The sequence below is a fragment of the Streptomyces luteolifulvus genome, assembly GCF_008806595.1.
Lineage (GTDB): Bacteria > Actinomycetota > Actinomycetes > Streptomycetales > Streptomycetaceae > Streptomyces > Streptomyces luteolifulvus.
Genome location: NZ_VZRB01000015.1, coordinates 158,696 through 171,155 on the forward strand (window position 1 = coordinate 158,696; position 12,460 = coordinate 171,155).

12 protein-coding genes are annotated in these 12,460 nt (G+C 69.6%); 9 read left to right on the forward strand and 3 right to left on the reverse strand.

Annotated elements, in window-relative coordinates:
- Positions 1-20 precede the first annotated feature (20 nt).
- Entirely contained in the window at positions 21-1,007 is a 987-nt protein-coding gene (locus F7R91_RS22200) for an ArsR/SmtB family transcription factor (RefSeq protein ID WP_150950876.1), read from the reverse strand.
- Positions 1,008-1,110: 103 nt separating this feature from the next.
- On the opposite strand from F7R91_RS22200, the gene F7R91_RS22205 reads away from it, so the two are divergent.
- The 4 genes from F7R91_RS22205 to F7R91_RS22220 all read left to right on the forward strand — a co-directional run bounded on the left by F7R91_RS22205 (position 1,111) and on the right by F7R91_RS22220 (position 5,135).
- Positions 1,111-2,430, forward strand: a complete 1,320-nt coding sequence (locus F7R91_RS22205) for an MFS transporter (RefSeq protein ID WP_225320739.1) — start codon at positions 1,111-1,113, stop codon at positions 2,428-2,430.
- Positions 2,431-2,451: 21 nt separating this feature from the next.
- Complete coding sequence (locus F7R91_RS22210) at positions 2,452-2,961, forward strand: MarR family winged helix-turn-helix transcriptional regulator (protein ID WP_150950836.1); 510 nt, start codon at positions 2,452-2,454, stop codon at positions 2,959-2,961.
- A gap of 67 nt (positions 2,962-3,028) precedes the next feature.
- Complete coding sequence (locus tag F7R91_RS22215) at positions 3,029-3,361, forward strand: DUF3817 domain-containing protein (RefSeq protein WP_150950837.1); 333 nt, start codon at positions 3,029-3,031, stop codon at positions 3,359-3,361.
- Positions 3,362-3,434: 73 nt separating this feature from the next.
- The gene (locus F7R91_RS22220) at positions 3,435-5,135 is read left to right on the forward strand and encodes an acyl-CoA mutase large subunit family protein (protein WP_150950838.1); all 1,701 of its coding nucleotides are present in this window, start codon (positions 3,435-3,437) and stop codon (positions 5,133-5,135) included.
- Between the two features lie 36 nt (positions 5,136-5,171).
- Here F7R91_RS22220 and F7R91_RS22225 read toward each other — a convergent pair whose 3' ends face one another.
- The gene (locus tag F7R91_RS22225) at positions 5,172-5,801 is read right to left on the reverse strand and encodes a TetR/AcrR family transcriptional regulator (RefSeq protein WP_150950839.1); all 630 of its coding nucleotides are present in this window, start codon (positions 5,799-5,801) and stop codon (positions 5,172-5,174) included.
- 238 nt (positions 5,802-6,039) lie between these two features.
- On the opposite strand from F7R91_RS22225, the gene F7R91_RS22230 reads away from it, so the two are divergent.
- The 5 genes from F7R91_RS22230 to F7R91_RS22255 all read left to right on the forward strand — a co-directional run bounded on the left by F7R91_RS22230 (position 6,040) and on the right by F7R91_RS22255 (position 10,911).
- A complete protein-coding gene (locus F7R91_RS22230) occupies positions 6,040-7,014 on the forward strand; it encodes a tetratricopeptide repeat protein (protein ID WP_150950840.1) in 975 nt (324 codons plus the stop codon).
- Positions 7,015-7,664: 650 nt separating this feature from the next.
- The gene (locus F7R91_RS22240) at positions 7,665-8,306 is read left to right on the forward strand and encodes a DUF6230 family protein (RefSeq protein ID WP_150950841.1); all 642 of its coding nucleotides are present in this window, start codon (positions 7,665-7,667) and stop codon (positions 8,304-8,306) included.
- A gap of 118 nt (positions 8,307-8,424) precedes the next feature.
- Positions 8,425-9,060 (forward strand): DUF6114 domain-containing protein, encoded by a 636-nt coding sequence (locus F7R91_RS22245; RefSeq protein WP_150950842.1) that lies wholly within the window; start codon positions 8,425-8,427, stop codon positions 9,058-9,060.
- A complete protein-coding gene (locus tag F7R91_RS22250; RefSeq protein WP_150950843.1) occupies positions 9,050-10,342 on the forward strand; it encodes a hypothetical protein in 1,293 nt (430 codons plus the stop codon). The genes F7R91_RS22245 and F7R91_RS22250 overlap by 11 nt, the downstream gene beginning before the upstream one ends.
- 179 nt (positions 10,343-10,521) lie before the next feature.
- Positions 10,522-10,911, forward strand: a complete 390-nt coding sequence (locus tag F7R91_RS22255; RefSeq protein WP_191971588.1) for a hypothetical protein — start codon at positions 10,522-10,524, stop codon at positions 10,909-10,911.
- A 70-nt stretch (positions 10,912-10,981) separates the two neighbouring features.
- Here the strand turns inward: F7R91_RS22255 and pyk are convergent, their stop codons facing one another.
- Positions 10,982-12,412: a pyruvate kinase gene (gene pyk / locus F7R91_RS22260; RefSeq protein ID WP_150950845.1), complete on the reverse strand. Its 1,431-nt coding sequence runs from the start codon at positions 12,410-12,412 to the stop codon at positions 10,982-10,984.
- Positions 12,413-12,460 lie beyond the last annotated feature (48 nt).

A 12,460-nucleotide genomic window follows, 5' to 3' on the forward strand; every position in this document is an offset into this window, starting at 1 on the left:
CTGCCCGCGGGCTGGCGGGTTCAGGTCGGGGGAACTCCCCCCAGCGCGATTCCCAGGGGTGTCCTTTCGTACAGGACCTGGTGGCCGTAGCGTCGGGCCGTGAGCAGGCCCGCGTTGCGCAGGATCGTCAGGTGGGTCGAGATCGTGGACGGGGCCAGGCCCAGCCGGTGGGCGAGGGAGGTCGTCGTGGCCGGCTCGTCCAGGGAGGTCAGGACCGTCGCCCGGCCGCGGCCCAGAAGGCGTACCAGCGCGTCGGACGTGTGGTCGGCGGGCCGAGACCACAGCGCGCCGATGCCGCGCGCCGGATAGACCACCGTGGGCTGCCAGGGCGGTTCGAAGCCGCTGATCACGTCCGGCCACGAGAAGACGCTCGGCATCAGCACGAGGCCCCGGCCGTCGAGGGTCCGTATGTGCTCGCCCCGCCACTCGATGGTCAGCGTGCGGCCGTTCCAGGCCAGGCGTGGATTCAGCTCCGGCAGCAGCGCACCCAGGCCCACCTCGGCGAGGCGGCGTGAGTGGAAGGCGACGTCTGCCTCCAGGAGGGCGCGCAGCCGGGGCCAGTCGGGTTCGACCAGCATGTGCCAGGCGGTCTCCATCAGGTCGGCCAGTTCCCGCACCGTACGGGCCGGATCGGCCAGCAGGGCACGGCCGCGGGGGGACTCCAGGGCGCCCGGTGTGTCGGCGAGCGACCGGGCCATGTCGTCCCGCGCCTCCTCGGGGTCGGCCGCCCGTACCGCGGCGATCTCCTCCTCGAACGTGGCCGCCGGGCCGATCGGCGGCGGGCCCAGCCAGTCCGGGCTGTGACCCCGCCGGGGCATCAGCAGCCAGAGCGGGGTGAGGTCCAGCGCACGGGCCGCTTCCCGGATACGGCGCAGCCAGTGCGGGTGATAGCCCTGCCGGTCCGGCCTGGCCAGCGTGCGCACCGCCTCCTGGGTCTCCCACAGCGGGGACACCGCGAACCGGCAGCGCAGCAGGTCGTCGTCGCCGAAGTGCATGACGTAGGGCATGCGGGCCTCCAGGGTGGAGTGGATCACCGGCGGGCCGGGGCGGGACATTCGGCTGACACCGAAACTCTACGGCGGCCGCCGCACGCGCGTGCACGCTGCCGCCATGCCTGAAGAGACCGAGGGCACCACGAGGATGCCCCCACGCCCGGCTTCACCCGAGCCCACGACCCAGCCAGACCTCCCACCACACCCCGAACCCCGCCCCGAACCCACCAGCTATGCCCGTGTCTTCGCCGTCCGTGAGTTCCGGGCCGTCTTCCTCGCGCACGCGCTCTCCCTGCTCGGTGTCGTCGTCAGCGAGATCGCATTGACCGTGCTCGTGTACGGGCTGACCGGCTCGCCCCTGCTGAGTGCGCTGGCCTTCGCGCTCGGGTTTCTGCCCTACCTCGTGGGCGGCACGCTGCTGGCCGGGGTCGCCGACCGGTTCCCCGCGCGGCGGGTGCTCGTGGTGTGCGATCTGGTGTGCGCCGGCTGCGCGGCGGGGATGGCGCTGCCCGTCACCCCCGTCGCCGCGCTGCTCGCGCTGCGGTGCCTGATCGCCGCCGTGTCGCCGGTGTTCACCGGCACCCGGACCGCCACGCTCGTCGACGTCCTGGGCGAGGGCGACCTCTTCGTGCTCGGACGGTCGCTGCTGCGGATCGTCTCGCAGAGTGCCGTCCTCGTGGGGTTCGGGCTCGGCGGCGTCCTGCTGACCGTCGTACCGCCGCGCGGGGCGCTCGTGATCACCGTGTGCACGTTCGCGAGCTCCGCGCTGCTGCTGCGCTTCGGCACACGGCGCAGGCCCGCCCGGGCCGGCGGCGGCTCACTGATGGGGTACTCGCTCGCCGGCACCCGGCAGGTGCTCGGCGACCGCAGGATCCGGGCGCTGCTCCTGCTGCTGTGGGCACCGCCGATGTTCGTCGTCGCCCCCGAGGCGCTGGCGGCGGCGTACGCGGACGAGATCGGGGTGGGCACGAGCGGCGTGGGACTGCTGATGTGCGCGATGCCCGTCGGGACGATCGCGGGCGAGCTGTACGCCGGCTCCGTCCTCACGCCCGCCGCCCGCTCCCGGATCGTCCTGCCGCTCGCGGCCTGTGGGCTGCTGCCGCTGCTGGCCTACCCGGCGGCCCCGGGCCTCGGCTGGATCCTGCTCGCGCTGCTGGTCACCGGGCTCACGGGGGCGTACACCCTGGGTCTCGACCGCTGGTTCGTGGACGCCGTGCCCGAGGAACTGCGGGGCCGGGCCATGACGGTGCACACCGCCGGTCTGATGACGATCCAGGGCGTGGGCATGGCGCTCGCCGGAGTGGCCGCGGAGTTCGTGCCGGTCGCCGCCGTCGTCGGCGGGGTCGGGGTGCTGGGCACGGTGTGCTGTGCGCTGCTCGCGTGGGAGGTGGCGCGGACCCGACGACCGAAGGGCGAGACGGGGCTGACCACCATATGACCGGCCGGTAAGGTCGGTGCCGTGCCGAAGCCGCTCAGTCTTCCGTTCGATCCCATCGCCCGAGCCGACGAGCTCTGGAAGCAGCGGTGGGGAAATGCGCCGTCGATGGCCGCGATCACCTCGATCATGCGCGCCCACCAGATCCTGCTCGCCGAGGTCGACGCCGTCGTCAAGCCGTACGGGCTCACCTTCGCGCGCTACGAGGCGCTGGTGCTGCTCACCTTCTCCAAGGCCGGCCAGCTCACGATGTCGAAGATCGGCGAGCGTCTCATGGTGCACCCCACGTCCGTGACGAACACCGTGGACCGGCTGGTGAAGTCGGGTCTGGTGGCGAAGCGGCCCAATCCGAACGACGGGCGGGGCACGCTCGCCGTCATCACCGACAAGGGCCGCGAGGTGGTCGAGGCGGCCACCCGCGAGCTGATGGCGATGGACTTCGGGCTCGGGGCGTACGACGCCGAGGAGTGCGCGGAGATCTTCGCGATGCTCAGGCCGCTCAGGGTGGCCGCGCGCGACTTCGAGGAGAGCTGACCCCCGGGAGAGCCGACCCGGGGGCCCGTGGCAAGATCTCCCGGAACGGGTGGTTACGCTCTTACGCATGAAGAAGAGCGTCCTGACCCGCTACCGGGTGATGGCCTACGTCACCGCCGTCATGCTGCTCGTGCTGTGCACCTGCATGGTGTTCAAGTACGGCTTCGGCAAGGGCGAGGACGTCACCTTCGCCGTCTCCCAGATTCACGGCTTCCTCTACATCGTCTATCTGATCTTCGCCTTCGACCTCGGCTCCAAGGCCAAGTGGCCGTTCGGCAAGCTGCTGTGGGTGCTGCTCTCCGGGACGATCCCCCTGGCCGCCTTCTTCGTCGAGCGCAAGGTCACCCGCTCCGTCGAACCACTGATCGGCGAACCGGCTCCGGCTGTCGCCAAGGCCTGACGAAACCGCCGTACTCACGCGTACGGCGGTTTTCCGTCGACAGTTACTAGGACGTCCTAGTAACTTCGATGGTATGGACGCTGACGCCATCGAGGAGGGCCGCCGGCGCTGGCAGGCCCGGTACGACGCCTCGCGCAGGCGCGAGGGCGACTTCACCACGCTCTCCGGTGATCCCGTGGAACCGGTGTACGGACCGCGGCCGGGGGACACGTACGACGGTTTCGAGCGCATCGGCTGGCCCGGGGACTACCCCTTCACCCGCGGCCTCTACTCCACCGGCTACCGCGGGCGGACCTGGACCATCCGCCAGTTCGCCGGGTTCGGGAACGCCGAGCAGACCAACGAGCGCTACAAGATGATCCTCGCCCACGGCGGCGGCGGACTGTCCGTGGCCTTCGACATGCCCACGCTGATGGGCCGGGACTCCGACGACGCCCGCGCATGCGGTGAGGTCGGGCACTGCGGCGTCGCCGTCGACTCCGCGGCCGACATGGAGATCCTGTTCCAGGACATCCCGCTGGCCGATGTGACGACGTCCATGACCATCAGCGGCCCGGCCGTCCCCGTCTTCTGCATGTACCTCGTCGCCGCCGAGCGGCAGGGCGTCGACCCGTCCGTGCTCAACGGCACGCTGCAGACGGACATCTTCAAGGAGTACATCGCGCAGAAGGAGTGGCTCTTCCAGCCGGAGCCCCATCTGCGGCTGATCGGCGACCTGATGGAGTACTGCGCGGCCGGCATCCCCGCCTACAAGCCGCTGTCCGTCTCCGGCTACCACATCCGCGAGGCCGGGGCCACGGCCGCGCAGGAGCTGGCGTACACCCTCGCGGACGGCTTCGGCTACGTGGAGCTCGGGCTCTCCCGCGGACTCGACGTGGACGTGTTCGCACCGGGACTGTCCTTCTTCTTCGACGCCCACGTCGATTTCTTCGAGGAGATCGCCAAGTTCCGTGCGGCGCGCAGGATCTGGGCCCGCTGGATGCGGGACCTCTACGGCGCGAAGAGCGAGAAGGCCCAGTGGCTGCGGTTCCACACGCAGACCGCCGGCGTCTCGCTGACCGCCCAGCAGCCGTACAACAACGTGGTGCGTACGGCCGTGGAGGCGCTGGCGGCCGTGCTGGGCGGCACCAACTCGCTGCACACCAACGCCCTGGACGAGACGCTGGCGCTGCCGAGCGAGCAGGCCGCGGAGATCGCCCTGCGGACACAGCAGGTGCTCATGGAGGAGACCGGGGTTGCCAATGTGGCCGATCCGCTGGGCGGTTCGTGGTACGTCGAGCAGCTGACGGACCGGATCGAGGCGGACGCCGAGCGGATCTTCGAGCAGATCAAGGAGCGGGGCCTGCGGGCGCATCCCGACGGGCGGCACCCGATCGGACCGGTCACCTCCGGGATCCTGCGCGGGATCGAGGACGGCTGGTTCACGGGCGAGATCGCCGAGTCCGCGTTCCGGTACCAGCAGGCGCTGGAGAAGGGCGACAAGAAGGTGGTGGGCGTCAACGTCCACACCGGGTCGGTCACCGGAGATCTGGAGATCCTGCGGGTCAGCCACGAGGTGGAGCGGGAGCAGATCCGGGTGCTGGCCTCGCGCAGGGGTGCGCGGGACGACGCGGCGGTGCGCGACGCGCTGGAGATGATGCTCTCCGCGGCGCGGGGCGGGGGCAACATGATCGAGCCGATGCTGGAGGCCGTACGGGCCGAGGCGACGCTGGGGGAGATCTGCGGGGTGCTGCGGGAGGAGTGGGGGGTGTACACGGAGCCCCCCGGATTCTGACCCTGCGGCCCCCGCTCGGGCCGGAAGGCCTCGTCCTCACATGCCTGGACGGGCTGACCCGCTCAGCCCCAGCAGCAGCACCCGGGTGAAATCGCGCACCCAGTCCTCGTCCGCCGGCTCCGCGCTGACGAGGGTTCGGTGCACCACCGCTCCGGCCACGATGTCGAAGATGAGGTCGACCGTGCGGGCGGCGTCCTCGGGTCCCGTCTCCGGCGGTAGCTCGCCGCGTTCCTGGGCCCGGGCCCGGCCCGTGTGGACCAGACGTTTCTGGCGGTCGACGATGGACGCGCGGATACGTTCGCGCAGCGCCTCGTCCCGGGTCGATTCGGCGACCACCGCCATCAGACCGCTCTTCGCCTCCGGGCGGGCCAGGATCGCCGCGAACCGGAGGACCACGCCCTCGATGTCGGCGGCGAGGGTGCCGCGGTCGGGGAGTTCGAGCTCGTCGAAGAGCTCGGCGACCGCGTCCACGACGAGTTCGTTCTTGCCGGCCCAGCGGCGGTAGAGGGTCGTCTTCGCGACCCCGGCGCGGGTCGCCACGTCTCCCAGAGTGAGCTTGGACCAGCCCAGTTCCACCAGAGCCTCCCGTGTCGCGGCCAGGATCGCGGCGTCCGCGGCGGCGCTGCGCGGACGTCCGGTACGGCTGGCGGGGGTGCGGCTCTGCATCCCACGACCATAACCGGCCGTTTCTGTGCTGCCGTGAGGGAGATCACCGGGGATCGGTGGTCCGGAGGCATCCTGTGCCATTACGCTACGACTCGTAGCGAAAGCGAGCGACGACCACAGCGGACCATGGCGTGGGGTGGGGACCCGGCGCCGAAACGAGTACCGAACGGGTGTACGACGTATACCCGGCTTTCACCACGCTTTTCACTCACGCGCGGGAACGGGGGAGGATAGACGCATGCAGCCACGGAACATGTCCATGAGCGGAGTCGTCGACCTCGCCGCGGTGAAGGCGGCCCAGGAGGCCAAGACGAAGGCGGAGCAGGCACGCGCCGAAGCCGCCCGGCAGGGCGGGGGAGGGGCCGTCTCCCCGGCCGACCTCGTCATCGACGTCGATGAGGCCGGGTTCGAGCGTGACGTTCTTCAGCGGTCCACCGAGGTGCCCGTCGTCATCGACTTCTGGGCCGAGTGGTGCGAGCCGTGCAAGCAGCTGAGCCCCGTCCTGGAGCGGCTGGCCCTCGAGTACAACGGGCGCTTCGTCCTCGCCAAGGTCGACGTCGACGCCAATCAGATGCTGATGCAGCAGTTCGGGATCCAGGGGATCCCGGCCGTCTTCGCGGTGGTGGCCGGCCAGGCCCTGCCGCTCTTCCAGGGGGCCGCCGGCGAGGCCCAGATCCGGCAGACCCTCGACCAGTTGGTGCAGGTCGCCGAGCAGCGCTTCGGGCTGACCGGTCTGACGGTCGACCCGGACGCCGAGGCGGGCGCCGCCCCGGCCGCCGCGCCGGCACCGGCCGGTCCGTACGACGCGCTCCTGGAGGCTGCCGTACAGGCCCTGGACGCGGGGGACTTCGGGGGTGCCGTCCAGGCGTACAAGAACGTGCTGAGCGACGACCCCGGCAACTCCGAGGCCAGACTGGGTCTTGTCCAGGCCGAGTTGCTCCAGCGCGTGCAGGGCCTGGACCCGCAGCAGGTGCGCAAGGACGCGGCCGAGAAGCCGGGCGACGCACAGGCGCAGATCGCCGCGGCCGACCTGGATCTGGTGGGCGGCCATGTGGAGGACGCGTTCGGTCGGCTCATCGACACCGTGCGGCGCACGGTGGGTGACGACCGGGACACCGTACGCCTGCGGCTGCTGGAGCTCTTCGACGTGGTCGGGGCGGAGGATCCGCGGGTGACGACGGCGCGGCGGGCGCTGGCTCGGGCACTGTTCTGAGCGGGGCGGGAGCCCTGTTCTGAGCGGTTCCTCAACGCCAGGGCGTGTGGTGCCCGAGTGAAAGATTCGCCGAGAGTGGCTGACAGCGGTCGCGCTTTACCAAATCTTGGTAAACGCGGCCGCTGTTACTGCGAGTAAATCACGGGCGCTGATCTGTCGGATTACGTCCATTGATCAACAGTTTTGTGCCGCCCCTATCTGCCACCCAGCGTTGCCGACCGAGACCGGCGGGTCGTGCTTCGGTTATCCGGCCGTTACTAGCGAGTAACGAACCCCCTTGTGCGGGCGGCGAGAATGCACCACGATCGGCGACGCTCGGTCCATTCCCGTACCCCGACAGCCGGTTGGGTCCACGGGAGTCCCTGGGTCCCCACCGAGCAGAGCCGGCGGCAGTGGCGCCGGCTCTTGGACAGGGGGGTCTTCGCCGTCCGGCGAAGCCTGTCCGGAAAGGTTGTGCGTGATGCGTGTCAGGCGCGACCAGTGGTTGTCGCTCGGGGGTGATCGCCGGTGATTCGGGCGCGTTTCGCGCCACCGAGCGCGGGCGCTCTCCTTCCCGAGGACGTAGCACTTCTCCCATCCCTGCCCGGCTGAGCCGTCCAGATCGACAGGGCAGTCGGGGTCAGGAGATGTACGTCCGAGAAGGAGGAAATATGGAGTCCCAGGTGCGTGGCGGGACCAGATGGAAGCGGTTCGCTGTGGTCATGGTGCCCACGGCGGCCGCCACGGCAGCGATAGGTGTCGCCCTCGCGCAGGGCGCCCTGGCCGCGTCGTTCAGTGTGTCGGGCCAGTCGTTCAAGGTGACGGCCAAGGAGCTCAACGGCACGGGCTTCTCGCAGTATGGGGCCCTTGACTCCGGGTACACCCTCGACGGCAAGAAGACGCTTCACCCCGTCGCGGTGTCGGCGTTCGAGACGGCTCGCATCGAGAAGATGTGCCAGTCGGTCGTCACGCCGAACATCCCGCTGCTGGGTTCCGTCAGCCTCAAGCTGACGGCTGGTGACAGCACTGAAGAGGCAAAGCAGGTCCAGGCCAAGGACCTCTACATCGACGTCGAGGACCTTGGCGCGAACGCCGAGTTCACCAACATCGACATCGGTGTGGCGGCCAAGGACCTCAAGGGCGCGAAGATGAAGGGCGGCGGCGAAGCCGCCAACCCCTTCGGTTTCGCCCAGCAGGCCGAGAAGGTCAAGCTGACCGACGTGGAGCAGACGGCGTGGGCGACCACCGCCGGAACCTTCAAGCTCCCGGGCCTGCACATGTCGCTGCACGCGGGTGTCAAGGAGTGCTACTAAGCACTCTTTGACGGGCGGGGGAGCCGGTGGCGCCCCCGCCCGTCCCCTCTGAAGGCCTCACCTTCACAAGCAGTACAACTCTCCACCACAGCAACGCCGCACCAGGGAGCTGTTTTCCATGAGCGCCGAGACCTCTGCCGCACCCGGTCAGTTCACCCGCCGGAGGCTGCAGTTCCGTGCCTGGCGGGGCACTCGCCCGTTCTGGGCCGGTCTGTTCGTCCTGCTCGGCGGCTTTCCGATCATGTACTTCCCGTATGCGCACATCAAGCTCGGTCATCTGACGCTGGCCATGTCGACCACCGCGGGCGCGGGATCCCTGATCATCGGGGTGCTGCTGGTCGTCCTGGGCATCAGCCTGTGGTTTCAGATGCACATCCGGACCTTCGCGGGTGTCGCGGCGATCCTGCTGGCGCTGGTGTCCCTCCCCGTCTCCAATTTCGGCGGCTTCATCATCGGCTTCCTGTTCTCGATGATCGGCGGCGCGATGGCCGTGTCGTGGGCGCCGGGTGTGGAGCCGGAGCCGCAGCCGGCGCAGGAGGACAACACGGTGGCGGGCGGCGCCCCCGAGGGCGCGGTCACCGAGGGCGAGGGTGACAGCCCTGCCGACGGTGACCCCCAGAGCGAGGGTCCGCTGCTCGGCAAGGACAACGAAGGCCCGCTGCTCCGCAAGGACATCGACCCGGTGGGCGCGTCGAACGATCTGTCAGGAACGAGCCCGGCGAACGGGGCGAACGGGAGGCACAGTGCCGGCTGACGAGGTGACCCACGGGACTGGCGTGGATGCGTCCCGTGTGAGAACCGGGCCGCGCCATGCGGCACCCAAGAAGCCGCTGTTCACCAGGTTCCACATGCCGGCCGGCAAGGCGATAGCCCTGGCGGCGATGCCGACCGCGGTCCTCATGGGAATGGGGTTCACACCGACGCTCGCCAACGCCGAGGACCAGCCGTCGCAGAGCGAACTGGCCGACGAGTACAAGGAATGCGTCGCGGTCCTGGAGGACGACGCGTCCGCCTCGGCCTCACCGTCGCCCTCGGCGTCGGCGAGTGACGACGCGTCGGAGTCGGCGGAGCCGACCCCGTCGGCGACGGCCACGTCGAACTCCTCCGACTCGGGCGGCAGTTCGTCGTCGGATTCGGGTTCCGGCGATGCCAAGCCCGAGCCGACGCCCTCCGCGTCCGAGAGCACGTCGACGTCGAGCGGGGAGACGGCGACGCCGGCCCCCTCGGCGTCCGAGAGCAGCGGCAATGTGCTGGAGACCATCGGCGACGCGATCGAGGACATCTTCACCGGCGGCGACGACTCCACGGCGAGCGCGAGCCCGACGCCGTCGGCCTCCGCGTCCGCGTCCGAGAGCGCCGACGACCCGAGCACGTCGACGGACTCGTCCGACGCCGTCAAGGAGACCACCGAGAAGGTCACCGACACGGTCCAGGACACCGTCGAGGAAACGACCGACACGGCGTCCGAGGCGGCCGCCGACGCGACCGAGGCGGCGGAGGACGCGGCTGCCGACGCCACGTCCTCCCCGAGCCCGTCCGCGAGCCCGACGAAGGACGCCAAGGACTGCGCGGTCGCCACGGACGAGGAGGGCGGCGTCGACAACAAGGTCGACCTGCCCGACAACCCCTGGTTCCTGAACGCCAGTTCGCTGACGCTCAAGGGTGCCGACTACCAGGGCATCGTCAAGGTGCGGACCGCGAGCGGCAAGATCAAGAAGGTCCTGAAGTTCGTCATCTCCGACGGGACCGTGATCGGGGACCTGCACCAGACGGTGAAGGACGAGCAGGCCGGCAAGACCTACCACGTGCAGGCGGGCAAGGGCACGGAGTCGACGATCACCAACGGCGACACGCTCATGTACACGGAGAGCATCTCCGGCAACCTGTTCGGTCTGATACCGGTCACCTTCAGCCCGGACAACCCGCCACCGCTGAACATCCCGTACATCTACTTCACCAACGTGAAGGTCCAGCAGGCAGGCCAGTTCGGCGGCACGCTGACGGTCCCGGGCCTGCACCAGTACGTCACGGACTGACCACCCCACAAAGCCATTTCGGGAGCCGCTCACAAGCCTGTGGCCCGGTTCCTCCGCATATGCGGAGGAACCGGGCCACAGGTGTGCATCGGCGCACGCGAGGACCCGCCGCCCACCAGAGACCACAGCACCGCTTCGCCACCGGCCCGCCGAGCAGTAGCCCGGGGAAAGAGAGACAGGTGAGAACACAGGTGAAACTTGCCCGCGAGGGCGACGGTCTCCTCGCCACGCTGGCGCCTTCCCAGGCGTCGGCGATGTACGAGGCGCTGAGCCATCTCCGGGAGCGGGACTTCAGTGACGCGGAGCTGACCCTGCTGGTCGGCGCGCGCCGGGAGGCGGTCGATGTCCTCCTGGACCGCCTGGCCGGACCCCACACGGAGTCACGGGACTTTCGGTTCGCCCCGGAGGAACTGCACATGGTCCACAGCGCGCTGACGGCCGTTCCCACGATGTTCCTCGTCCGGGGCGGGGCGTTCACGGAGGAGCCCTTCCACATCCGTGTGGGCTTCTACCGGGAGAACTTCGACGCACTGGCCAACGCCATCGTGCAGGCCGCGGCCGGGGTGTGACAGCCGCCCCGGCAAACAGCGAGGGCGCCCCCGTCGCGGGGAGCGCCCTCACCGTCGTACAGGAAAGGGATCAGTCCCGGCCGCCCTCGCCCAGGTGGTGGACCCGGACCATGTTGGTCGTGCCGGGGACGCCGGGGGGTGAGCCGGCTGTCATCACCACGATGTCGCCCTCGTTGAAGCGGTTGAGTTTGACGAGTTCCTGGTCGACCAGGTCGACCATCTCGTCCGTGCTGTTCACGAACGGCACGATGTGCGACTCGACGCCCCAGCTGAGCGTCAGCTGGTTGCGGGTGCCCTCGTCCGTGGTGAACGCGAGGATCGGCTGGGTGGCGCGGTAGCGGCACAGGCGGCGGGCGGTGTCACCGGACTTGGTGAAGGCGACCAGGCCCTTGCCGCCGAGGAAGTCGGCGATCTCGCACGCGGCGCGGGCCACCGAACCACCCTGCGTCCGCGGCTTCTTGCCGGGGACGAGGGGCTGCAGGCCCTTCGACAGCAGTTCCTCCTCGGCCGCGGTGACGATCTTCGACATCGTCTTCACGGTCTCGATCGGGTACGCGCCCACGCTCGACTCCGCCGACAGCATGACCGCGTCCGCGCCGTCCAGGATCGCATTGGCGACGTCGGATGCCTCGGCGCGGGTCGGCCGGGAGTTGGTGATCATCGACTCCATCATCTGGGTCGCCACGATCACCGGCTTGGCGTTGCGCCGGCACAGCTCGATCAGGCGCTTCTGCACCATGGGGACCTTCTCGAGCGGGTATTCGACGGCGAGGTCGCCACGGGCGACCATCACGGCGTCGAACGCCATCACGACGTCCTCCATGTTCTCCACGGCCTGCGGCTTCTCCACCTTGGCGATGACGGGGACCCGGCGGCCCTCCTCGTCCATCACCCGGTGGACGTCGGCCACGTCCTTGGCGTCGCGGACGAAGGACAGCGCGACCATGTCGCAGCCCATGCGGAGGGCGAAGCGGAGGTCCTCGACGTCCTTCTCGCTCAGCGCCGGTACGTTGACGGCCGCGCCGGGCAGGTTGATGCCCTTGTGGTCGGAGATGACACCGCCCTCGATGACGATCGTCCGCACCCGCGGGCCCTCGACGTCCAGGACCTTCAGCTCGACGTTGCCGTCGTTGATCAGGATCTGGTCGCCGCGGTCGACGTCGCCGGGCAGGCCCTTGTAGGTCGTTCCGCAGATCTGCTTGTCGCCCGGGACGTCCTCGATGGTGATGACGAACTCGTCGCCCCGCTCGAGCTCGACCGGCCCCTCGGCGAAGGTCTCCAGACGGATCTTCGGACCCTGGAGGTCGGCGAGCACACCGACGGCCCGGCCGGTCTCCTTGGAGGCGGCCCGGACGCGGTCGTACCGCCCCTGGTGTTCGGCGTGGGTGCCGTGGCTGAAGTTGAAGCGGGCAACGTTCATGCCGGCTTCGATCAGGGACACGAGCATCTCGTGGGAGTCGACCGCGGGGCCGAGAGTACAGACGATTTTCGAACGGCGCATGGGGCGATCCTATCGGTTTGTTTCGCTGCGGAATATTCCGTCTGGCGG